Origin of the sequence: Sphingobium sp. SA2, from assembly GCF_032227065.1 — a bacterium.
Classification (GTDB): Bacteria; Pseudomonadota; Alphaproteobacteria; order Sphingomonadales; family Sphingomonadaceae; genus Sphingobium.
On the sequence record NZ_JAPMXX010000006.1, the window covers coordinates 2,656,358 to 2,679,648 of the forward strand.

The following is a 23,291-nucleotide window of genomic DNA, read 5'->3' on the forward strand; positions in this document are numbered from 1 at the left end:
CTATTTTATACGCGCGGTGCGCCGGTGCGCTGCACGGCGCTCTTGTGCGCGCCGACCGGGCCGCCGCTGCGACGACGACGGAAGGGACGCTTCTCGCCACCCTCGGAGTCGGGGCGATGCGCCCGATCCGGCGTGCCGCGCGACTGCTTCTGGCCGTCCTGATATTTGCGCTGACCATCGGCGCGACGTGCCTGCTGCTGGGGCGACTGGCTCGGACCCTTTTTCGGGGCTGCGGGCTTGGGCATATTGCGCACCGCTTCCATGAAATTCTCAGGCAGCGCTTCGATTTCCAGCTTTACGCGGGTCGTCTTTTCGATCGCCTTGAGGAAAGGCCGTTCATCATCCGCCACGAAGCTGATCGCGATGCCTTCGGCGCCGGCGCGCGCGGTGCGGCCGATGCGGTGGACATATTGTTCCGCCACATTGGGGATTTCAAAGTTGATGACATGCGACACGCCCGACACGTCGATGCCGCGCGCGGCGATGTCGGTCGCGACCAGCAGCTTCACCTTGCCCTGGCGGAAAGCCTGCAAGGCGGTGGTGCGCTGGCCCTGGCTCTTATTGCCATGGATCGCGAAAGCGTCGATCCCGGCGCCTTCCAGGAAGCGCACGACACGGTCGGCACCATGTTTGGTGCGCGTGAAGATCAGCGCGCGGTCAATCTCTTCGCTCTTGAGCATCAAGTGGAGCAGCGCCTGCTTTTCCGCCTGGTTCACGAAGATCGCGCGCTGGCGCACACGTTCCGCTGTGGTCGATTGCGGCGCGACGCTGACCTTGACCGGATCGTTCAGGAACTGGGCGGCGAGCGCTTCGATTTCCTTGGGCATGGTGGCCGAGAAGAACAGATTCTGCCGTTCGCGCGGCAGCATCTTGGCGACGCGCTTCAACGGCTGGATGAAGCCCATGTCCATCATCTGGTCGGCTTCATCGAGAACGAAGATTTCCGTGTCCTTGATGGTCAGCGCGCGCTGGTCGATAAGGTCGAGCAGGCGGCCAGGCGTTGCGACGACGATATCGACGCCGCCAGCCAGAACACGGATCTGCTTGTTGATCGGCACGCCGCCGAACACGGTTTCGACGCTCAGCTTGAGGAAACGGCCATAGTCGCGGAAGCTCTGTGCGATCTGCGCCGCCAGTTCGCGGGTCGGTGCCAGCACCAGCATGCGGCAGCCCTTGAGTGGCGTCACCTTGGGATTACGCGCGAAATAGTCGAGGCTGGGCAGCGCGAATGCCGCTGTCTTGCCGGTGCCGGTCTGCGCGATGCCGCACAGATCCTTGCCTTCCAACAGCGCCGGAATGGCCTTTTGCTGGATCGGCGTCGGGGTAACGTAATTTTTGGAGGCGAGCGCCTTCATGATCGGCTCAGCCAGACCAAAGTCATTGAATTCCATGTGTAAACTCACAAGTGGGCCATGCGCCAACCTGATCTGCGGACGCAGCAAGGGCGCTAAGGCGGGTTACGAAACGACCCGCGTGAAAAGGGAAGCCTCAAGCTTGACGCAGACTCTCATTGGCCGGTCCGTGAGCCCTTTGTGACTGCTTCAGCCACCGTAGGTTTGCGGACGATCACGCTGCCAATCGCTGTGGGACCAAAATGGTCCCTCTGCTGCGCTGCAACGCGTATGGCGAAGGCGCAGACAAAAAGCAAGCGGCCGCAACATGCTGTCGCGGCCGCTCATTTCTTCAGGCGAAAAGGCTCAGAGCGTTATTTCGACATGCTTGGTCTTCATTTCGTCACGCACATCGCCACCGAACATCATCTTGAACACGCCCGTCAGCGACATGTCCGCACGCCAGATTTCCGCCGTGCCCAGATCAAAGCGCAGCATAAGTAGGTTGGGATCATTCCGCCCACCCGGATACCAAGCCTCGACCTGCTTGGACCAATAACGATCGATGACCGCCGCATCCGTCTCCTCGGTCAATGTCCCGTCGATGCAGGCGAACAGATCATGATCCTTGGCGGCATATTGCGCCATCGCGGGGCCGCCTGGGGCCAATCGATTGTCGCGGCTGGTGTAGAACCAGAAGCAATGATTGGCATCGGGATCGAGCTGCGCCGTCATCGGCAGGCTATGCTCATGGCTGTTCTGCAGACCGATCATCACGAACGGGCTGCTTGCCAGATCGCTCCAGAAACGGTCGCGGATTTCTGATTCGGTGCTCATATGCGCTCTCCAATTGCTTCCCCCAATCAATCGACGGCAGCCAACGAAGTTCCCCGCCGCTTGATCTTGGACCTGCTTGCCTCCACATAGCGTCCATGCTGATTGAGACCGAACTGACGCCCAACCCGGCGACCATCAAATTCCTCCCCGGCCGCACCGTCATGGGCGCAGGCACCCGCGATTTCGCGACGCCGGAGGAAGCCGAGGCTTCGCCGCTCGCCGATGCGCTGTTCGGCCTTGGTGACGTGACCGGCGTCTTCTTCGGCAGCGATTTCATTTCCGTCACGATCGCACCGGGGTCGGAATGGTCCTATGTAAAGCCGGATATTCTCGCGACCTTGCTCGAACATTTTTCCGCTAACATGCCGCTCTTCAAGGCTGGCTCCGCCGCCGAAATCAGCGTGCCCGGCGATGAAGGCAGCTTTGGCGATGATCCGGCGGACGCCGAAATCGTCGAACAGATTCGCGAGCTCATCGATACGCGCGTGCGCCCGGCGGTTGCCAATGACGGCGGCGACATCATCTATCGCGGCTTCGACAAGGGCACCGTCTACCTCAAGATGCAGGGCGCGTGCGCTGGTTGTCCCTCGTCCACCGCGACGCTCAAGAACGGGATCGAGCAATTGCTCAAACATTATGTTCCCGAAGTGACTGAAGTCCGCGCGGTCTAAGCCGCGCATGTGATTTGGCAAAACGCGACTGATCGACTAACCGCTAGGCGAATCCGCTCTTTTGCGGAGCCTAAAGGGAGTATCCTTTGCGCCTGCTGGTGATCGACACTGCGACACAGGCCTTGTCCGTGGCGTTGCTGGAAGACGGCGCGCTCATCGGCCGCCATCATGAAATCGTCGGGCGCGGCCATGCCGAAGCCTTGCTGCCGGCCATCGCTGCCCTCCCCGACGGCGGACGCGCCGACGCCATCGCAGCGGATGTGGGGCCGGGCAGTTTCACCGGCGTCCGCATCGGCATAGCGGCCGCCCGCGCGCTCGCCCTCGCCTGGGCGCTCCCGCTCCATGGCTACAGCGCGTCGTCGATCATCGCCGCCAGCGCCGCGCGACGGCATCAGGGCGACGATCCAATCATCGTCACCATCACCGGCGGTCATGGCGAGCTTTTCTGGCAAGCCTTCACCAGCGACGGCATGACCGCGACCGGCCCGGTCCAATCCACGCCCATCGCCCTCCTCGCGGATCAGATCAGCGCGCCCGTTATCTATGGCACAGGGGCTGAGGCGTTGGTCACCGCGCGCGGTGCGGGCGCGGCGCTGACCCTTTATCCCGATGCGGCCGACTATCCGTTGATCGCCGACCTGCCCCCCCTTTCCTCGACGCCCCTCTATGGCCGGGGTGCCGATGCCAAGACGATCGCGGAGCGCGCAGCATCATGATGCCAGAGCTGATCTTCGACACTTATGACGAGGGCGAACGCAACGCCATTGCCGACGCCATGACGGTCATGGACGCCGCCTTCGATCCGGTTTTCGGGGAGGCGTGGACCTCTGCACAACTCGCAGGCGTCATGCTAATGCCAGGCACTTGGTTAACAGTCGTGCGGATTGATGCGGCCCCGTTAGGCTTTGCTCTGGTGCGATCCGTATTGGACGAATGCGAACTGTTACTACTCGCGGTTGACCCGCTGTGGCGCGGTCGCGGTGTTGGCGAAGCGCTGTTGCGCGACAGTTTGATGCGTGCGCGCCGTAGGGGCATCACATCGATGAACCTGGAAGTACGCGCTTCAAATAACGCCATAAAACTATACGAAAAAACCGGCTTCGAATATGTGCATCGTCGCCCCGGTTACTATCGCGGCAATGATGGACAACTTCATGATGCTCTGAGCTTTCGTATTGACATGCGGATATGAGCCTATAGCCCCTTGCGAAATGAGGCTATACCGTCTAGCGGAAACCTACCGCTGCAGAAATCCATTTCCACCGGCGGGTCGCATTATAAAAAGCCTTCGTAGGAAATAGAAAAATGGAAACCGAATCGGCACAGAGCGAACTGCTCATTACTTTGACGTCCGACATCGTCGCCGCACATGTCTCCAACAATAGCGTTGCTGTCTCCGACGTCGCCACGCTGATCCAGAATGTACATGGTGCATTGTCGGCGCTCAACGAGCCGGTCGCCGCGCCTGAAGTCAAGCCGGAGCCTGCCGTCTCGGTTCGCTCTTCGATCAAGCCTGACTTCATCATCTGTCTGGAAGATGGCAAGAAGCTCAAGATGCTCAAGCGCCATTTGATGACCCATTATCAGATGACCCCGGACGATTACCGCGCCAAGTGGGGTCTGCCGGCCGACTATCCCATGGTCGCCCCCAATTATGCCGAACAACGCCGCAATCTGGCGAAGAAGATCGGCCTGGGCACCAAGCGCCGCCGGACCACCCGCGTCGCAAAGTAAGTCTTTGCCCGCATGAATAAGGGAAGCCAGGGGCGCATCGACGATGCGTCCCTTTCCTGTATCTGGCCTTTCCTGTCCGCGTAAAAGCCGCTAGGCAATGGGTCTTTCCCCAGACTTTCCATTTGAGCGAGCCTTCATGAACCGCAAGATCGACGTCGAAGCCCTGTGCCATGAAAAAGGCCTTCGCATCACCGAACAACGGCGGGTGATCGCTCAAGTGTTGAGCGACGCCATGGATCATCCCGATGTCGAGGAATTGCACAAGCGTTCCGCGATGATCGATCCCGGCATCTCCATCGCCACGGTATACCGCACCGTCCGCCTGTTCGAGGAAGCGGGCATCTTGGAACGCCATGACTTTGGCGACGGCCGCGCCCGCTACGAAGCGGCACCGGAATCGCATCATGACCATCTGATCGATGTCGAAACCGGCAATGTCATCGAATTTGTCGACCCCGAACTGGAACAACTGCAAAAGCAGATTGCCGAGAAACTGGGCTTCCGCTTGGTCGACCACCGCATGGAACTGTACGGCGTCGCGCTGGAACGGAAGAACTGACGCTGGCGCCTGTCCGCCGCACAGCCCGCATCGCAGCGCTGGTCGCCAGCCTGCTTGCCTGTCTTATCCCCCATCTGCTCTGGAAGCTGGCTAGGCAACGGTCACCCTGGCCTCGCTGCTTCCTGGCGCTGGCGGCGCGCGCAATCGGCGCGCGCGTCGAGCGTGCGGGGCAGCCGCATGACGGCGACATGGTTCTGCTCGCCAACCATGTCAGCTGGATCGACATATTGGCACTCGGCGGCTCAACCGGCGCAGCCTTCGTTGCGCATGACGGCATCGCACGCTGGCCGGTGATCGGCTGGCTCGCAGCCCAGAACAACACGCTGTTCGTCGCCCGCGAACGGCGCGGCGCTCTGTCCCATCAACTCGATGCGCTGCGCGCCGCGATGCAAGGGCATCAGCCGGTCGCGCTCTTTCCCGAAGGCACCACCAGCGACGGCAGCGGCCTGCTGCCGTTCAAACCCTCGCTGCTCGCCGTCCTGCTACCACCGCCCCGCGCCGTGCTGATCCAGCCGGTGCATATCGACTATGGCGCAGCGACCGGTGAGATCGCCTGGCATGGCGACGAACCGGCAGGCACCAACGCCTGGCGTGTGCTTGGACACAAGGGGCCGCTCGTCGTGACGCTCCGCTTCCTGGCGCCCTTCGACCCGGCAAGCTGCGCCGATCGCAAAGCCATTGCAGCCACCGCGCGCGACGCGATCGCCGCAAGTATCGCCCTGCACCAGCGCCCTTTCGCTTCTGTCCCGCCCTCTATATAGCTGGTGGTCATGAATCGTACCGATGCCCCCAAAGCGCCTGCCACCTTCCACGTCAAATCCTTCGGTTGCCAGATGAACGTCTATGATGGCGAGCGCATGGCCGAGATGCTTGGCGCGCAGGGAATGACGGCGGCGGCGGACGGGACGGATGCCGATCTGGTCATCCTCAACACCTGCCACATCCGCGAAAAGGCGGTGGACAAGGTCTATTCCGACATTGGCCGCATGACCCGCGAAGACGGCAGCCGCCCGATGATCGCTGTCGCAGGCTGCGTCGCGCAAGCCGAAGGCAGCGAGATCAGCCGCCGCGCCAAGACCGTCGATATCGTCGTCGGCCCGCAAGCCTATCACCGCCTGCCCGACCTGATCGAAAAGGCCGGACGCGGGGAAGAGGCCGTCGATACCGACATGCCCGCGGCATCCAAATTCGGCGCGCTGCCCGCCCGCACCAAGCAGGCGCGCCCCACCGCCTTCCTGACAATCATGGAAGGATGCGACAAATTCTGCACCTATTGCGTCGTACCCTATACGCGTGGCGCGGAGATCAGCCGCTCGTGGAGCGCCATCCTGGATGAAGCCAAGGCGCTGGTCGATGGCGGAGTGAAGGAAATCACCCTGCTGGGTCAAAACGTCAACGCCTGGTCGGGCGAGGATGACCAGGGCCGGATGCAGGGCATGGACGGCCTGGTGCGCGGATTGGCCGAACTGCCCGGCCTCCATCGCATCCGCTACACCACCAGCCACCCCAACGACATGAGCGACGGCCTCATTGCCGCGCATGGAGATTGTGCCAAGCTAATGCCCTTCCTCCATCTGCCGGTACAGTCGGGCAATGACCGCATCCTCAAGGCCATGAACCGCAGCCATGATGTGGCGAGCTATCTGCGCCTCCTCGACCGGGTCCGCGCCGTGCGGCCCGACATCGCCCTGTCGGGTGACTTCATCGTCGGCTTTCCCGGCGAGACTGATGCGGAGTTCGAAGATACGCTACGCATCGTCGATGCGGTCGGCTATGCCCAATGCTATTCGTTCAAATATAGCCCCCGCCCCGGCACCCCTGCCGCCGACATGGAGGGTCAAGTCCCCGCCCTCGTCATGGACGAACGCCTCGCCCGGCTGCAGGCCGCGATCAACCGCCATCAGGTTGCGTTCAACAGCGCCACCGTGGGTCGCCGCACTGATATCTTGCTGGAGCGCAAAGGCCGTTATCCCGGTCAGTTGATCGGCAAAACGCCCTGGCTCCAGTCCGTCCACGTCACCGCGCCCGACAGCGCGATCGGCGACCTCATCGAAGTCGATATCATCAGCGCCGGTCCCAATAGTCTGGCCGGCGAGTATAGCAGGAGGAAAGCCGCTTGAACCAAAGCCTCGTCATTCCCGCATGGGCGGGACGCCATCTCCCCGATCTCCCACTGGGACGGATCTTCACGAGATGCATGACGAGCAAGGGAGGCTGACCATGGGCAAGAAACCGAACCCCCACCATCGCAGCGAAGTCGCCGAACGCGCAAAACTCGAAGTCACCTTCGACAAGCCGCATCTGCTCGGCACGTTGTTTGGCCAATATGACCGCAATCTCGTCGCGATCGAAAATCGGCTGGGCGTCTACATCGCGGCACGCGGCAACAAGCTGCAGATAGAGGGCGAGGCGCAGGCCGCCGCCCGCGCGCGCGACGTCATGACCGGCCTCTACAACCGCATCGTCGCGGGGCAGCAGATCGATACCGGCGCGGTCGAGGCGGTTATCGCCATGTCGTCCGAACCGACGCTGGACGGCATCATCCGCCACGATGTCGCCGAACCGCCCACGGTGATGATCCGCACCCGCAAGAAGACGATCGTCCCGCGTTCGGCCACCCAGGTCACCTATATGGAGGCGCTGAACCGCAACGACATCATCTTCGCGCTTGGGCCAGCAGGCACCGGCAAAACCTATCTCGCCGTCGCGCAGGCGGTCAGCCAGCTTATCACCGGCACGGTGGACAAGCTGATCCTGTCGCGTCCTGCGGTCGAGGCGGGCGAGCGGCTGGGCTTCCTGCCCGGCGACATGAAGGAGAAGGTCGATCCTTATCTCCGCCCGATCTACGACGCGCTCTACGACACGCTGCCTGCCGAGCAGGTCGAACGGCGCATCGCCAGCGGCGAGATCGAAATCGCGCCGCTCGCCTTCATGCGCGGCCGTACCCTCGCCAACGCCTTCATCGTGCTGGACGAAGCGCAGAACACCACCATCGCGCAGATGAAGATGTTCCTCACCCGCTTCGGCGAAGGTAGCCGCATGGTTGTCTGCGGCGATCCCAAGCAGGTCGATCTGCCGCAGCCCGGCGCATCGGGCCTGGCAGACGCGGTCGCGCGGCTCGAAGGTGTCGAGGGCATCGCCATGGTGCCCTTCGGCATCGGCGACGTCGTCCGCCACCCCGTCGTCGGGCGCATCGTCCAGGCCTATGAGGGGCCGGATGCGTAAACGACATACTCGTCCGTTCGCACTGAGCGAAGTCGAAATGCCCTGCCGAGCAGAGCGAGGCGCCTTCGCTTCGCTCTGGCACGGGCTTCGACTTCGCTCAGCCCGAACGGAAAGCAAGGCATATCATGATTGAAGTCGCTCTCCTCCACGAAGATGGCTGGCCCGGTGCGGACTGGGAACAACTTGCCCAAAGCGCCGTCGCCGCCGCCATCGCCCACAGCCCCTATGCCGCCTTCGCGACCGACCAGGCGCTGTATGAAATCGCGGTCAAGCTGACCAGCGACGCCGAAGTGCATGAGTTGAACCGCGCCTATCGCGACAAGGACAAGCCGACCAACGTCCTGTCCTTCCCGATGGTGCAGGCTGACCTGTTGCAAGGCACCGCCAACACCGATGATGGCGAAGTCCTGCTCGGCGACATCGTGCTGGCCGAGGGGGTTTGCGCCGCCGAAGCGGCCGACAAGGGTATCTCCATCGCTGATCATGCAACGCATTTGATTGTTCACGGGACTTTTCATTTGCTCGGATATGATCATATGGACGACAATGAGGCGCAGGCCATGGAAGCGTTGGAAATCGCCGCGCTGGCCAGTCTTGGACTTCCCGATCCCTATGGGGATCGCATGATGACAGGGGATTAGGACTAACTATGGCTGAGGGCAGCCCGAAGGACGGCAACGGTTCCAAGGAATCGGACAGTAGTAACGACGGCGGCTTATGGAGCGGCATCAAGTCGCTCCTGTTCGGCGATGGCGAATCCACCAGCCTGCGACAGGAACTGGAAGAAGCGCTCGACGAATATGACGAGGATAGCGAGGAAGTCGGCGCAGCGCCGCCGACCAAGGGCGACCTGTCGGCGATCGAGCGGCAGATGGTCCGCAACCTCCTCCATTTTTCCGAACATACGGTCGACGACGTCGCCGTGCCCCGCGCCGACATCATCGCGATCGAGGAGAAAGCGAGCTTCGCCGATCTCGCCGCGCTGTTCGCCGAGGCGGGCCACAGCCGTATCCCGGTTTATCGTGACACGCTCGATACCATCGTCGGCATGGTCCACATCCGCGACGCTTTCGCCATATTGGCGGGCAAAGACCCGGTGCCGGAAACGCTCGAACCGCTGATCCGTCAGCCGCTCTATGTGCCCGAAAGCATGGGCGCGCTCGACCTGCTCGCCGAAATGCGCGCCAAGCGCACGCATCTCGCCATCGTTCTGGACGAATATTCGGGCACTGAAGGGCTGTTGACCTTCGAGGATCTGGTCGAGGAAATCGTCGGCGAGGTCGAGGATGAGCATGACGATGCCCCCGAAGCGATGCTGGTCCCGCTGGAAGACGGTCTGTGGGAAGCCGATGCCCGCGCCGAACTGGAGGACGTTGCCGAGGAAATCGACGAGAAGCTGGGCGATATCGACGAGGATGTCGATACGCTGGGCGGTCTCGCCTTCGTCATCGCGGGCCGCGTGCCCGAACCCGGCGAAATATTGATGCACGACCAAAGCGGCTGGAAACTCGAAATCCTCGCCAGCGACGGACGGCGCGTGACCCGGTTGCGGCTGCACCCGCCGATCAAGCGGGCAATCGAAGAAGACGGCTAGGCAATCCCAGCAAAATTGAGTTACGGACGGGAAATATTAAGGGCTGGGCTTTAGCATCGCGGTCATAGGGTAAAGTGCGGCGGCGATGCGAAGCGAACGGATCAGGACTAGAACGGGTGCCCGTAGCGCCGACATGCTGCTGGCCGCGCCATGGAGTCGGCTGGAAAAGCTGTTGCTGGCGGCTATCGCCATCGCCACCCTCTTCTGCACGCTGATCACGCCCCCCTTTCAGGCACCCGACGAAAATCAGCATTATATGAAGGCGCTGCTGCTGTCGGAGGGGCGCGTACTGACCGAACAGCGCGGCGATCTGATCGGCGCGACCTTGCCGCACGCCGCTGTGGACTTTCATGCCGTCGATTTCCCGACCGATGTTCCGCCCACCCTGCGCCGCTTCGATCGCGCCATGCTGGAACGGAACGGCGACGCGGATGCGCAGCGGCCCGGCATCGCCTTCGCCGACTTTCCCAATGTCGCCAGCTACGCGCCAACCCTCTATGCCCCCGGCGCGGTCGGCCTCTATCTTGGCAATGCGATCGACCTGTCGCGGCGCGACGCCTTCTATGTCGGTCGCCTGGTCAACGCGGCGACCGGCCTGCTGCTGCTGATCGCCGCGCTGCAATGCCTGCCCTTCGGCCGCAATGCATTGCTCGCGACCGCGCTGCTCCCGACCTTCGCCTATCAGACCGGATCACTCTCGCCCGATGCGGTCATCAACGGCCTCGGCTTTCTCGGCCTAGCGCTTGCGCTGCGGATCGGCTTCATGGGCGCAAGCCCCGCCCGCGCTGCCGGATTGTTCGTCACCGCCCCACTTCTGGCCCTCGCTAAAGGCGTCTACCTTCCCATCATGGCGGCAAGCCTGCGCTGGCCGCAGGACCGGCGCGACTATCGGCCATGGCTGCTGATCGGGGCGATGTTGGTGGGGGCCATCGGCTTCATCTTGTGGATGACATTGTCCGGCGGCAGTCAGGCGCTTTACCATATCCAGTCGCGCCGCACCGGCGAGACGATGATCACCGCCCCGCTCGCCGACCAACTGGCCGTCATCCTGCGCGATCCGCTGGCTTATGTGCGCATCCTCATCTCCAGCGTGATCGAACGCGCGCCCGTATATGCGCTGCAAATCGTCGGCCGCTTTGGCTGGAATGCGATCCTGCTGCCGCTGCTCGCCTATCCGCTGGCGCTGCTGATGCTCGGCGCGGGCGTTGCGACCGGCACAGGCGCGCGTTTCGGTATCGGTCAGCGGCTCTGGTGGCTGGCGGTCGCGGGCGGCATCGCCCTGCTGATCGAAACCGCCATGTATCTGACCGGCACGCCGCTGGGTGCCGACTATATTCAGGGGACGCAGGGCCGCTATTTCCTGCCGATCCTGCCCCTGATCCTGATCGCCCTCTCGCCTGACCGGCCGATGCGCGGCGCGCCCCGTCTGTTCGCAGGCACAGCCCTGCTGCTGCTCGTCATCGCCGCCATGACGCTATTCGACAGTTTCTGGGTTCATGGCTTCATCACCACCGACGGCATGCCACCGCATGACAGCCTCGCCCGCGCGCTACTGCTACCCTCGCCGCGCTGGTAACCACACCCGGCACAGCAGCAGCCAGCCGAACCCAGTGACCCAACCCGCCAGCACGTCGCTCGGCCAATGCACGCCCAGCCACACCCGGCTGATACCGATCAGTACGATCATCACGCCCGCCGCCCAATAGACGCTACGCCGCCCGGCCAGCATCGCCAGTGCGCCGAACAGCATCATATTGCCTGCCGCATGGCCGCTCGGAAAGCTGTAACTCTGGACGATGTCGAGATGCGGCAACAGGTCGGGGCGCGGCGCGGCGAATATCTGTTTGAGGATCAGGTTGAGCGCCGTACCCCCCGCCATCATCAGCGCCAGCCATAGCGCATCGGCCCGCCGACGCCACCACAGCAACACGGGAAACACCACCGCCAATATCGCTAATCGGCCGATCGTGTCGCCGATCGCCGTCGCCAGCCGCATCAGCGCAATGGATGGCCCGCCCCAGGCACCATCGCGCGCCTCGCCAGCCGCGCCCATCAGCCCGACATTCAGTCCATCCAGCCACCCCGCGTGCTGCATCCACGCAATGGCGATGACGCACAAAAGCGCGAGGACCAAAGCCCCCGCGCCTTTCTGTCCTGTCCAGCGATCAGATATGGATCGCACGCCCATAAGCGGCCAGCACGCTTTCGTGCATCGATTCCGAAATGGTCGGATGCGGGAAGACCGTGTGCATCAATTCCGCCTCGGTCGTCTCCAGCGTCTTGCCGATCGTATAGCCCTGGATCATCTCGGTCACTTCCGCACCGATCATATGCGCACCCAACAGTTCGCCGGTCTTGGCGTCGAACACCGTCTTGGTGAAGCCCTCGGCCTCGCCCAGCGCGATCGCCTTGCCATTGCCGATGAAGGGGAACATGCCGACCTTCACCTCATAACCCGCTTCCTTCGCTTTGGCTTCGGTCAGGCCGACGCTGGCGATCTGCGGGTGGCAATAGGTGCAGCCTGGAATGTTGCGCACGTCCATCGCATGGGGATGGACATCCTTGTTGCCCAGCACCTGCGCGATCATCTCGGCGACGATCACGCCCTCATGGCTCGCCTTGTGCGCCAGCCATGGCGGCGCGGTCACGTCGCCGATCGCCCAGATGCCATCGACATTGGTGCGGCCATAGGCGTCGGTCTTGACGTGGAAGCGCTGGTCCGGCTCGACGCCGACCTCTTCCAGACCCAGATTTTCGACATTGGGGACGATGCCGATCGCCACGATCACATGGCTATATTCGGCCTCGATCGCCTTGCCCGTCTTGTCCTTGATCGTCGCGGTCACGCCCTTGTCGCCGGTCGCGATTTTTTCGATCTTGGCCCCGGTCAGCACGGTCATGCCCTGCTTCTTGACCGCCTTTTCCAGGAAAGCGGACACATCGGCATCTTCGACGGGGACGATGCGGTCCATCATCTCGACCACGGTCACATCTGCGCCCATGTCGTTGTAGAAGCTCGCAAATTCGATGCCAATCGCGCCAGACCCGATGACCAGCAGCTTGGTCGGCATTTCCGGCGGCGTCATGGCGTGGCGATAGGTCCACACCCGCTTGCCGTCGGCCTTGAGCTGCGGCAGGTCGCGGGCGCGCGCACCGGTCGCGATGATGATATGCTTGGCCGTCAGTTCCTCGGTCTTGCCATCCTTGGTAACGGACAGCTTGCCCTTCGCCACCAGCTTGCCATCGCCCATATGGACGGTGATCTTGTTCTTCTTCATCAGGTGGGTGACGCCCTGATTAAGCTGCTTGGCAACGCCGCGCGACCGCTTCACCACCGCTTCGATGTCCGCCGTGATATTGTCCGCTGCCAGGCCATAATCCTTGGCATGCTGCATATAATGGAAAATCTCGGCCGACCGCAGCAGCGCCTTGGTCGGGATGCAGCCCCAGTTAAGGCAGATGCCGCCCAGATTTTCGCGCTCGACGATGGCCGTTTTGAGGCCGAGCTGCGCAGCGCGGATCGCGGCGACATAGCCGCCGGGGCCGGAGCCGAGGACGATGAGATCGTAGGTATCAGCCATGGGTCACACTCGCTTCTTGTAATTAAGCTTCCGCGATCGGCGGAACGGAACGGGGCTGGCGATCCTCTCCGATCGCCACGAAGGTAAAGGTCGCCTGGGTCACGCGATAGGATCGGTCGTCATGTCGCGCACGACGCCACGCTTCTACCGCAATCTTCATCGACGTGCGCCCAACGGATTTGAGGGTAGCGAACACCGAAACCTCGTCGCCGACCACGACCGGGCGCAGGAACGTCATGCCCTCCACCGCGATCGTCACGGCACGGCCATGGCTGTAGCGCGCAGCTACCGATCCTGCCGCCGAATCCATCAGGCTCATCAGCCAGCCGCCGAAAATATCCCCATAGGGATTGGTATCGGCGGGCATGGCGATGACCCGCACCGCCGGATGATGCTCCGGCGGCTGCTCGTCGACGAACGGCATCAGGCCAACATGCCGATCGGGTTTTCGATCAATTCCTTGAACGCCTTCATCAACCGCGCACCATCGGCACCGTCGATGGCGCGATGGTCGAAGCTGCCGGTGGCCGACATCACAGTCGTGATCTGCAGGCTGTCATCGACCACGAACGGCCGCTTCTCGCCCGCGCCGATCGCCATGATCATGCCCTGGGGCGGGTTGATGACCGCTTCGAACTGCTTGATGCCGAACATGCCCATGTTGGACAGCGAGGCGGTGCCGCCCTGATATTCTTCCGGCTTGAGCTTGCCGTCCTTGGCGCGGCTGGCGAGATCCTTCATCGCGTCGGAGATAGCGGCGACGCCCTTGCTGCCGGCATCGGTGATGATCGGGGTGATGAGACCACCGGGGATCGACACCGCGACCGAAATGTCGGCGCGCTTGAACTGCAGCATCTGGTCGCCTGCAAACTGGACGTTGCATTCGGGCACCTCGGCCAGCGCAACGCCAAGCGCCTTGATCAGCAGGTCGTTGACCGACAGCTTGACCTTGCGGCTGGCAAGCCCCGCATTGAGTTCGCCGCGCAGCTTGAGCAGCTTGTCGAGCTGGATATCGACCGTCAGATAGATGTGCGGCACTTGCTGCTTGGATTCGGTCAAGCGGCGCGCGATCGTCTTGCGCATGCCGCTCAGCTTCACGACCTCGTGCGGAATGCCGAAATCCTGCGCGCCGGTCGGCGCGGCCGGTGCCGGGGCCGCCGGAGCCTTTTCGGCAGGGGCGGCAGCAGGCGCAGCGGCCGACTTGGCCGTGCCAGCCTTGGCCCCGTCCAGATCGCCCTTCACGATGCGGCCATTGGGACCGGAACCGGTGACCGCCGCCAGATCGATGCCCTTGTCCTGCGCCAGGCGGCGCGCGAGCGGGCTGGCCTTGACCCGACCCTCGGCAGGAGCAGCAGCGGCGGGCGCAGCCGCTGCTTTGGGCGCGGCGGCAGGCGCTTCGGCTTCCGCCTTGGCAGGCGCTGCCTCGGCCTTAGGCGCAGCTTCGCCACCACCGGCGGCGACGGTCGCAACGTCCTCACCTTCTTCGGCGATGATCGCGATCACGGTGCCGACTTTCACGCCTTCGGAGCCTTCGGATACCAGGATCTTGGCGATCACGCCTTCATCGACCGCTTCGAACTCCATCGTCGCCTTGTCGGTCTCGATTTCCGCCAGCAGATCGCCGGACGATACCGTATCCCCTTCCTTGACCAGCCATTTGGCCAGCGTCCCTTCCTCCATGGTGGGGGACAAAGCGGGCATCTGGATCGTCTTGCTCATGCGTTCTGGGCCTCTTCTTCAATTATGCGGCACGCGCCATTTGCTGTTCGTTTTCACGCATTCGCCGGAACGGTCAAGGGACGCCTTGCGCCAAAGCCGATTATGGCCCACATTTCACCCCTATGGTTCGTTCGGTCCCATTGACCGAACGGCATGGCCATCAAATCTTTGCAGGGGCAATATTCAGTGCGGGCATATCTGGTTGTCGTGGACGAATCGCCGGAGGCGGAAACCGCGCTGCGCTTCGCTGCGCGGCGCGCGGCCAAGACCGGCGGCACCGTCCGCATTCTCGCCCTGATTCCGCCGGCCGAGTTCGTCCAATGGGGCGGCGTACAGGCGACGATGGAGGATGAAGCGCTGCAACGCGCCGAGGCGCTGGTAACCAGTGCAGCCGGAACATTGATGGATGAATCCGGCATCCGTCCCAGCATCACCGTGCGCCAGGGCGAAGCCGTTGCCGTGGTGCGCGAAACACTCGATGAAATGGACGATGTCGCCGCACTGGTATTGGGCGCCGCCGCCAGCGGCCCGCCCGGCCCTCTGGTGTCGCATTTTGCCGGCGCAGATGCGGGCCGCATGCCCTGCCCCATCATGGTCATCCCCGGCGCGCTCGACGCGGAATCGATCGACCGCCTGAGCTAAAGGCGCACACTCAATACCCCCGTCATTCCCGCGAAAGCGGGAACCCATCTCCCACCCAAGTGCCCCGGCACCAAGTCGAGAATGAAGCACCACCATTGCGGGCAAGCTAGAGCGTGATGACTTTACCCAGAACCGTTCGTCCTGAGTAGCCCCTTCGACTGCCTGCCAAGGCAGGCGCTCAGGACAGGCATTGAGCGAAGTCGAAATGGCGTATCGAAGGATATACAGCGCAGCCGACCCTTCGATACGGGTCTTCGACAAGCTCAGCCCCTACTCAGGGCGAACGGAGTGATGCGACTTAAAATCATCATGCTCTAAACGGTAGCCTTACCGCTTATGCTTGCCCCGCTTGGCGCCCATATGCCGGATATTGATCGGCCGCCCGCGATGGCTACCCGGCCGTGTCCGGTCGCGCTTCATCGGCCCGCCGCGCGGCGCGGGATGATCGGGCAGTTCGAAGCGTAGCGAGCCGTTGATCGGGTCCGCCTCGGCCAACCGCAGTTCCAGCCGCTGACCGACCGTATAGCGATCGCCGCTCTCGACCCCTTCCAGCGCCTTACCCGCCTCGTCATAGAAAAAGCGTTCAGCGCCCATGGTCGATACCGGCACCAGCCCATCACCGCCCAGGCCATCGACGGTCGCGAAGAAGCCGAAATTCTGGACTCCGGTAATCCGCGCCTTGACCAGCTCGCCGACATGGGCGGCCAGGAACGCGGCGACATAGCGATCGACCGTATCGCGCTCGGCCTCCATCGCGCGCCGTTCGTGGCCGGAGATCATCTCGCCGACCTTGCCCATATTCTCATAATCCTCCTGGCTCAGCGAGGATCGATCGGGGATGGTCCCGCCCTTGGGCGCGGGCAGTTCCAGCCCATAAGCCCCCACCAGCGCGCGATGGACCAACAGGTCGGCATAGCGGCGGATCGGCGAGGTGAAATGGCCATAAGAACCAAGCGCCAGGCCGAAATGCCCCATATTCTGCGGGCTATAATAGGCCTGGGTCTGGCTGCGGAGGATCTGCTCCATGATCTGCGGCCTCGCCTCGGCCTCTCCCACACGCTTGATCAGATGGTTGAAAGTCGCGGGCCGGATCACCTGCCCCAGCGCAAATTCGATGTCGAAGGTCGCCAGATATTCCTTGAGCGCCACCAGCTTGTCGCGGCTTGGCGGTTCATGAACGCGATACATGACCGGCGCCTTCTTCGCTTCCAGCGCCTTGGCCGCCGCGACATTGGCTGCGATCATATAATCCTCGATCAGCATATGCGCGTCGAGCCTTTCGCGGACAGCGACGCTGACGATCTTGCCCCATTCGTCCAGCACCACCCGCCGTTCGGGCAAGTCGAGCGCCAATGGCTCACGCGCCAGCCGCGCCTTGTGCAACAAAGCCCAGCAAGCCCAAAGCGGCTTGAGCGCCGTTTCGAGCAATTCATGCTCGCCCGTGCCGTCGATCGCCGCCTGCGCATCCTCATAGGCCATGACCGACGCGACGCAGATCACCGCGCGACTAAAGCGCCAGGCGGTCACCTTGCCCTGCGCGTTGATGGTCAGGTGGCACGCCATCGCCGCCCGGTCCTGTCCGGCCCGAAGCGAACACATGTCCGACGATAGCTGATGCGGCAGCATCGGCACGACAAGGTCCGGAAAATAAACGCTATTTCCTCGCTTGCGCGCTTCGCGATCGAGCGCGCTGCCGGGGCGTACATAGTAGCTGACATCGGCAATCGCGACGATCGCGCGAAACCCGCCACTATTGTCCGGGTCGCTGTCCGCTTCCGCCCACACCGCATCATCATGGTCGCGCGCATCCACCGGATCGATCGCGACGATCGGCAAGTGGCGCAAATCCTCGCGCTTCTCCTCATGCAGCGGCAGGGCGGCGGCGACCAGCGCCTCTTCCTCGGTCGCTTCGGGAAAGACATGGGGGATGCCATGTTTGTGAATGGCGATCAGGCTGAAGCTGCGCGGCGCGAACGGGTCGCCCAATATGTCTGTCACCCGCGCCGAAATGCGCGGCGGGCGGCCGGACGGTTCGGCCAGAACGAGGTCGCCCTTCTTGGCGGTGCCGGCGTCGCTGATCGGCGTATCCTTGCGGATGCGCTTGTCCACCGGGCGCAGCCATAATTTGCCGTCGGCCATTTCCTCGACCACGCCCAGCAACATCTCGGTCGCTTTGGCGAGCTTCTTCATCGGATGCGCAACCCAGCCGCGTCCCGCTTCCTCGGTCCGCGCCAGGATGCGGTCGCCGATGGTCAGCGCGCCGCGCTTGCCGCGTTCCACGATCCGCAGCCGCGGCGCGGGCTGGCCTTCGGCCTCCCACCGTTCCGGGGTCGCGATCAGCGTCGTATCATCGACATCGATGATCCGCAGCACCGTCACCTTAGGCACACCGCCCAGCTTGTGAAAGGCTCGCGCCGGGCCAAGGTCGATCAGCCCTTCGTCGGCCATATCCTTGAGCAGCGCCTTGAGCGCGATCTTCTCCTGCCCCTTGAGGCCGAAGGCCTTGGCGATCTCGCGCTTGCCCGCGGGCTGGTCCGATGTGGTGATGAAGTCCAACACCTGATCGCGCGTCGGGAAGCCTGCGGGGCGGACCTTGTCCGGTGTCTTGTGCTTTTGGGTTGATGCCATGCACTTAGCTATAGGCACGCGACCTGCGTGACGCCAGTGCCCTGGTCCGAACTGCCGTTCGACTGACCCGTTGCCATCGTTCCTTATTTGTTCTATTCTTGGTCATGACCATCGAAAAGGGCAGAGGCGCGACCATCAACGGCGAAAGCCATCGCTTCAATCTGCCGCAGCGATCGGTGGACGGCGACTGGCTCGATCTGGCCATGCAGGAAGGCGCGCTCCCGCGACTCCGCACCGAAGTCACGATCGAACGACCACGGGCCATCATGGCCCGCAATGCCTCACCCGACATCGGCTTCGACCGGTCGATCAACGCCTATCGCGGCTGCGAACATGGCTGCATCTATTGTTACGCGCGACCCAGCCACGCCTATCATGACCTGTCGCCGGGGCTGGATTTCGAAACCAAACTGTTCGCCAAGCCCGACGCCGCCGCTTTGCTGCGGGCCGAGTTGGGCAGGAAAAATTACAGCGTCGCGCCGATCGCGATGGGCACCAATACCGATCCCTATCAACCGATCGAGAAGGATTGGCGGATCACGCAGCAAGTGCTGGAGGTGCTGGTCGAAACGCGGCACCCGACCTTCATCACGACCAAGTCCGACCGCATCCTGCGCGACATCGACCTGCTCGCGGACCTGGCGCGCGACAATCTGGTGGCGGTGATGCTCTCCGTCACCACGCTCGATCCCAAGGTCGCCCGCACGCTGGAACCGCGCGCGCCGCACCCGGAAAGGCGGCTGGAAGCGATCGCGCAACTGGCGCAGGCGGGCATTCCCGTGTCAGCCAACATGTCGCCGATCATTCCGGCCATCAACGACCATGAAATCGAAAGCGTGGTCGCCCGCGTCGCAGCGGCAGGGGCGCGGGACGTCAACTATATCCTCGTCCGCCTGCCGCATGAGGTGGCGCCGCTGTTTCGGGCCTGGCTCGACGCGCATCATCCCGACCGCGCGGCCAAGGTGATGGCGATCATCCGCGACCTGCGCGGCGGACGCGACAATGACCCCAATTTCGGCAGCAGGATGCGCGGCCACGGAGCCTGGGCCGACCTGATCCGCAGCCGCTTCGTCAAGGCGCGGCGGAAGGCGGGCTTTGGCGACGATCGGCTGACCTTGCGCACCGACCTGTTCCGCCCACCCGAAGGCGCGCAGATGCGGTTCTTCTGATCAGCCGACCAATCGCATGCCCGATCGGCGGGTGCGCGTCTTATAGCCATCCGCCTTCACGTCCATCCGCTCGAAGCGATGGATGGTCAGACCCCGGATCGCCCCGATCGCATCGACCTGATCCGCGCCCAGGCTGAACCTGTCGCCCAGGAAGACGCGCGCCGCCTGACCATCGCTGACGGGGGCGCGCAGGAAGATTTCGCTGCGCCCGCCTTCGGCCTGTCCCAATATCTCGGCAAGCTTGGCAACCGCCTCCGCCGTTTCCACGTCAACGGTCAATTCCATGCGCGAAGCACTGGCGATCTGGCGGAAGGGTTCGACGCCGCGCACGGTAACGCGCGGGGTTTCCTCGCCCGGTAGCCGGTCCAGTTCGACAACCAGCAAGGCGCAATCACCGTCGCGCGCCAGTTCCTCGATCGCCTTGCACGCATCCTCTTCGAAACAGCTCGCCTGAAACTGGCCGCTACTGTCGGAGAAGGTCGCGTTGGCGTAGCGCGCCCCGCGCTTGGTTTCGCGCCAGCGCACATCTTCCACCATGGCCGCCATGATCGTCATCACCCGCCCTTCCTCATTGGGCATTCCCACCGGCTGCTGACAGACCGCGCCATAGCTGCGCGCACCACGCGCATCGGCCAGATGGCGGTAGCGATCGACCGGATGGGCGGAGAAATAGAAGCCGAACGCCTCCTTTTCCTGCGCCATGCGGTCGGACACGGTCCAGGCCTGATGCGGCGGAATGCGGACATCGGCATGGGGCGTCTCAACGTCGCCGAACAGGCCACCCTGCCCGCTCTCCCGCGCCTGCGCCGCGCTGACGCCCACGGCCAAGATCGTTTCTGCGGCAGCATGGACTCCCGCACGGTCGGGATGGACATCATCGAACGCCCCCGCCGCCGCCAGGCTTTCCAGCTGCCGCCGGTTGAGCAGGCGCGGTTCGATGCGGTCGGCGAAATCATCCAGCGATTTGAATGGCCCGGCCGCATCGCGCTCCGCAACCAACTGGTCCATCGCCTTCTCGCCCACGCCCTTGAGGCCACCCAGCGCATAGCGCACGGCAAAACCAAGCCGAGGGTCTTCACCTTCATAAGGCACCGCCTCGACCGAAAAGTCCGCCTGGCTTCGGTTGATGTCTGGCGCAAGGCAGGTCAGCCCCATGCGGCGCATATCATCGACGAAGATCGTCAGCTTGTCGGTCAGATGGATATCGAAGGCCATCGACCCGGCGTAGAATTCCGCCGGATAATGCGCCTTAAGCCAGGCCGTCTGGTAAGCAAGCAACGCATAGGCGGCGGCGTGGCTCTTGTTGAAACCATAGCCTGCAAATTTGTCGATCAAATCGAACAGTTCGTTCGCCTTGGCCTTGGGAATGTCGCTCTTGGCGGCGCAGCCCTCGACGAAGCGTGAGCGCTGCGCGTCCATCTCGGCCTTGACCTTCTTGCCCATGGCGCGGCGCAACAGGTCGGCGTCGCCCAGGCTGTAGCCCGCCAGTATCTGCGCGGCCTGCATCACCTGTTCCTGATAGACGAAGATGCCATAGGTTTCTTCGAGGATCGGTTTCAGCAATATGTGGGGATATTCAATCGCCTCCTGACCGTTCTTGCGACGGCCGAACATGGGAATATTGTCCATCGGGCCGGGCCGATAAAGCGAGACGAGTGCGATGATGTCGCCGAAATTAGTCGGTCGGACAGCCGCGAGCGTCTTGCGCATGCCTTCGGATTCCAACTGGAACACGCCGACCGTGTCGCCACGCTGGAGCAGGTCGTAGACCGCGCTGTCGTCCCAGGCGAGCGTGTCGAGATCGACCGTCACGCCCCGCGCCGCCAGCAACTGGACCGCCTTTTGCAGCACCGACAGCGTTTTCAACCCCAGAAAGTCGAATTTTACCAGGCCTGCGCCCTCGACATATTTCATGTCGAACTGGGTGACGGGCATGTCGGAGCGGGGATCGCGATAGAGCGGCACGAGCTGCTGCAAGGGCCGGTCGCCGATCACCACGCCCGCCGCATGGGTGGAACTGTGGCGCGGGAAGCCCTCCAACTTCATCGCATAGTCGATCAGCCGTTTGACCTGCGCGTCATTGTCATATTCGGCACGGAACTCGGCAACACCGTTCAACGAGCGTTCCAGCGTCCAGGGGTCGGTCGGATGGTTTGGGACCAGCTTGGCGAGCCGGTCGACCTGGCCATAGCTCATCTGAAGCACGCGGCCCGTGTCCTTGAGCACGGCGCGGGCCTTCAGCTTTCCGAAGGTGATGATCTGCGCGACATGATCGACGCCATATTTCTGCTGGACGTAGCGGATGACTTCGCCGCGCCGGGTTTCGCAAAAGTCGATGTCAAAGTCGGGCATCGACACACGTTCTGGGTTCAGGAAGCGTTCGAACAGCAAGCCCAGTTGCAGCGGATCGAGGTCGGTGATCAGCAGCGCCCAGGCAACAACCGACCCGGCACCGGAACCACGGCCCGGACCCACCGGAATATCATGATCCTTGGCCCATTTGATGAAGTCGGCGACGATCAGGAAATAGCCGGGAAAGCCCATCTGGATGATGATGTCCGTCTCGAACTGGAGCCGGTCCAGATAGGGCTGACGGGCTGCAGCGTCGATGATGCCCAGCTTGGCGAGCCGCGCGTCAAGGCCTGCGCTCGCCAAGTCGCGCAGCATCCGCGCCTCGCCCTCGATATCGCCCGCGAGGCTAGGAAGGATCGGCTTGCGCTTGGGCGCGGCGACGGCGCAGCGTTGCGCCACGACCAGCGTGTTGGCCAGCGCTTCGGGCAGATCCTCGAACAGCCGCTTCATCTCACCGGTCGGCTTCATCCAGGCGTCGGGCGAGCTTGTGCGCCGATCGGGCATATCGACATAGGCGCTGTCGGCGATGCAGAGCATGACGTCATGCGCCGCATGGAAATGTGGCTCGGTGAAACAGGTCGGGTTCGTGGCGACCAACGGCAAATCGCGCGCGTAGGCCAGATCGAGCAGATGCGGTTCGGCCTTGCCCTCGACCGGATCGAGACGACGGCAGAGTTCGATATAGAGCCGGTCGGGAAATAGTGCCTGTAGCCGGTCGGCATAAGCGAAGGCAGCGTCGGGCTGATCCTCGGCAAAGAGGCGGGCCAACGCCCCTTCCCCGCCTGCTGTCAGCGCGATCAGCCCGTCAGTGCGGCCCTCCAGCACGTCGAGGCCGACATGGGGCACTTCTTCCAACGGCCGGTCGAGATGCGCCATCGAAACGAGCGCACAGAGATTGTCATAGCCCGTCGCATCCTGCGCATAGAGGGCGAGCCAGTCATGGACCGCCGACGCATTGGCCGGACGGCCCGGCCGCAGGATGCCGAGCATGGCGCCGATGATCGGCTGCACCCCGTCGCTTTTGCACGCGTCGGAAAAGGCCATCGAGCCATAAAGGCCATTGCGGTCGGTGATGGCGGCGGCCGGAAAGCCCAGCGCCTTGGCCTGTTTGGCGATGACCTTGGGATCGATCGCGCCTTCCAGCATGGTGTAGGAGGAGAAAATGCGGAGGGGAACGAAAGCGGCATGAGGCATGGCCCCAATATGCACCTGCCGCGAGTCGACGCCAGCCCCCTGCCCATCATTCTTC

21 protein-coding genes are annotated in these 23,291 nt (G+C 63.1%); 13 read left to right on the forward strand and 8 right to left on the reverse strand.

What is annotated here, in order from left to right; all coding sequences use genetic code 11:
* Positions 1-5 precede the first annotated feature (5 nt).
* Both OVY48_RS20455 and OVY48_RS20460 read right to left on the reverse strand, forming a co-directional pair.
* Positions 6-1,391, reverse strand: a complete 1,386-nt coding sequence (locus OVY48_RS20455) for a DEAD/DEAH box helicase (protein ID WP_313924243.1) — start codon at positions 1,389-1,391, stop codon at positions 6-8.
* A 306-nt stretch (positions 1,392-1,697) separates the two neighbouring features.
* Entirely contained in the window at positions 1,698-2,168 is a 471-nt protein-coding gene (locus OVY48_RS20460) for a pyridoxamine 5'-phosphate oxidase family protein (RefSeq protein WP_069066658.1), read from the reverse strand.
* A gap of 95 nt (positions 2,169-2,263) precedes the next feature.
* On the opposite strand from OVY48_RS20460, the gene OVY48_RS20465 reads away from it, so the two are divergent.
* The 11 genes from OVY48_RS20465 to OVY48_RS20515 all read left to right on the forward strand — a co-directional run bounded on the left by OVY48_RS20465 (position 2,264) and on the right by OVY48_RS20515 (position 11,527).
* Positions 2,264-2,839 carry a NifU family protein gene (locus OVY48_RS20465; protein WP_313924244.1) on the forward strand — a complete coding sequence of 192 codons (576 nt, stop codon included), beginning with the start codon at positions 2,264-2,266 and terminating at the stop codon, positions 2,837-2,839.
* An 86-nt stretch (positions 2,840-2,925) separates the two neighbouring features.
* The gene (gene tsaB / locus OVY48_RS20470) at positions 2,926-3,555 is read left to right on the forward strand and encodes a tRNA (adenosine(37)-N6)-threonylcarbamoyltransferase complex dimerization subunit type 1 TsaB (protein WP_313924245.1); all 630 of its coding nucleotides are present in this window, start codon (positions 2,926-2,928) and stop codon (positions 3,553-3,555) included.
* Positions 3,552-4,031, forward strand: a complete 480-nt coding sequence (rimI, locus tag OVY48_RS20475; RefSeq protein ID WP_313924246.1) for a ribosomal protein S18-alanine N-acetyltransferase — start codon at positions 3,552-3,554, stop codon at positions 4,029-4,031. The genes tsaB and rimI overlap by 4 nt, the downstream gene beginning before the upstream one ends.
* A gap of 113 nt (positions 4,032-4,144) precedes the next feature.
* Positions 4,145-4,573, forward strand: a complete 429-nt coding sequence (locus tag OVY48_RS20480; RefSeq protein WP_037474566.1) for a MucR family transcriptional regulator — start codon at positions 4,145-4,147, stop codon at positions 4,571-4,573.
* Between the two features lie 136 nt (positions 4,574-4,709).
* The gene (locus OVY48_RS20485; RefSeq protein ID WP_037474568.1) at positions 4,710-5,132 is read left to right on the forward strand and encodes a Fur family transcriptional regulator; all 423 of its coding nucleotides are present in this window, start codon (positions 4,710-4,712) and stop codon (positions 5,130-5,132) included.
* 2 nt (positions 5,133-5,134) lie between these two features.
* Entirely contained in the window at positions 5,135-5,893 is a 759-nt protein-coding gene (locus tag OVY48_RS20490) for a lysophospholipid acyltransferase family protein (RefSeq protein ID WP_313924864.1), read from the forward strand.
* A 9-nt stretch (positions 5,894-5,902) separates the two neighbouring features.
* On the forward strand, positions 5,903-7,252 hold the full coding sequence (miaB, locus tag OVY48_RS20495) for a tRNA (N6-isopentenyl adenosine(37)-C2)-methylthiotransferase MiaB (protein WP_313924247.1): 1,350 nt from the start codon (positions 5,903-5,905) through the stop codon (positions 7,250-7,252).
* A 100-nt stretch (positions 7,253-7,352) separates the two neighbouring features.
* On the forward strand, positions 7,353-8,357 hold the full coding sequence (locus OVY48_RS20500; protein ID WP_313924248.1) for a PhoH family protein: 1,005 nt from the start codon (positions 7,353-7,355) through the stop codon (positions 8,355-8,357).
* 125 nt (positions 8,358-8,482) lie between these two features.
* Positions 8,483-8,998: an rRNA maturation RNase YbeY gene (gene ybeY, locus OVY48_RS20505; protein ID WP_313924249.1), complete on the forward strand. Its 516-nt coding sequence runs from the start codon at positions 8,483-8,485 to the stop codon at positions 8,996-8,998.
* A gap of 8 nt (positions 8,999-9,006) precedes the next feature.
* Positions 9,007-9,951 (forward strand): hemolysin family protein, encoded by a 945-nt coding sequence (locus OVY48_RS20510; protein WP_096060652.1) that lies wholly within the window; start codon positions 9,007-9,009, stop codon positions 9,949-9,951.
* Between the two features lie 85 nt (positions 9,952-10,036).
* Positions 10,037-11,527 (forward strand): DUF2142 domain-containing protein, encoded by a 1,491-nt coding sequence (locus tag OVY48_RS20515; RefSeq protein WP_313924250.1) that lies wholly within the window; start codon positions 10,037-10,039, stop codon positions 11,525-11,527.
* On the opposite strand, the gene OVY48_RS20520 is transcribed toward OVY48_RS20515, so the two are convergent.
* Genes OVY48_RS20520 through OVY48_RS20535 form a run of 4 tightly spaced genes read right to left on the reverse strand, consistent with a single transcriptional unit; the run spans position 11,507 to position 15,251 of the window.
* A complete protein-coding gene (locus OVY48_RS20520; protein ID WP_313924251.1) occupies positions 11,507-12,139 on the reverse strand; it encodes a phosphatase PAP2 family protein in 633 nt (210 codons plus the stop codon). The two genes, OVY48_RS20515 and OVY48_RS20520, sit on opposite strands and share 21 nt — an antisense overlap.
* Positions 12,117-13,532 (reverse strand): dihydrolipoyl dehydrogenase, encoded by a 1,416-nt coding sequence (gene lpdA / locus OVY48_RS20525; RefSeq protein WP_069066648.1) that lies wholly within the window; start codon positions 13,530-13,532, stop codon positions 12,117-12,119. The genes OVY48_RS20520 and lpdA overlap by 23 nt, the downstream gene beginning before the upstream one ends.
* Before the next feature lie 22 nt (positions 13,533-13,554).
* The gene (locus OVY48_RS20530; RefSeq protein ID WP_037474587.1) at positions 13,555-13,956 is read right to left on the reverse strand and encodes an acyl-CoA thioesterase; all 402 of its coding nucleotides are present in this window, start codon (positions 13,954-13,956) and stop codon (positions 13,555-13,557) included.
* Complete coding sequence (locus OVY48_RS20535) at positions 13,956-15,251, reverse strand: pyruvate dehydrogenase complex dihydrolipoamide acetyltransferase (protein ID WP_313924252.1); 1,296 nt, start codon at positions 15,249-15,251, stop codon at positions 13,956-13,958. The genes OVY48_RS20530 and OVY48_RS20535 overlap by 1 nt, the downstream gene beginning before the upstream one ends.
* A 186-nt stretch (positions 15,252-15,437) precedes the next feature.
* Between OVY48_RS20535 and OVY48_RS20540 the strand changes: the two genes are divergently transcribed.
* Complete coding sequence (locus OVY48_RS20540; RefSeq protein ID WP_069067086.1) at positions 15,438-15,893, forward strand: universal stress protein; 456 nt, start codon at positions 15,438-15,440, stop codon at positions 15,891-15,893.
* Between the two features lie 327 nt (positions 15,894-16,220).
* On the opposite strand, the gene rnr is transcribed toward OVY48_RS20540, so the two are convergent.
* Entirely contained in the window at positions 16,221-18,521 is a 2,301-nt protein-coding gene (gene rnr, locus OVY48_RS20545) for a ribonuclease R (protein ID WP_313924253.1), read from the reverse strand.
* 104 nt (positions 18,522-18,625) lie between these two features.
* Between rnr and OVY48_RS20550 the strand changes: the two genes are divergently transcribed.
* Positions 18,626-19,690 (forward strand): PA0069 family radical SAM protein, encoded by a 1,065-nt coding sequence (locus OVY48_RS20550; RefSeq protein WP_313924254.1) that lies wholly within the window; start codon positions 18,626-18,628, stop codon positions 19,688-19,690.
* Here the strand turns inward: OVY48_RS20550 and dnaE are convergent, their stop codons facing one another.
* Positions 19,691-23,236 carry a DNA polymerase III subunit alpha gene (gene dnaE / locus OVY48_RS20555; protein WP_313924255.1) on the reverse strand — a complete coding sequence of 1,182 codons (3,546 nt, stop codon included), beginning with the start codon at positions 23,234-23,236 and terminating at the stop codon, positions 19,691-19,693.
* Positions 23,237-23,291: the final 55 nt, after the last annotated feature.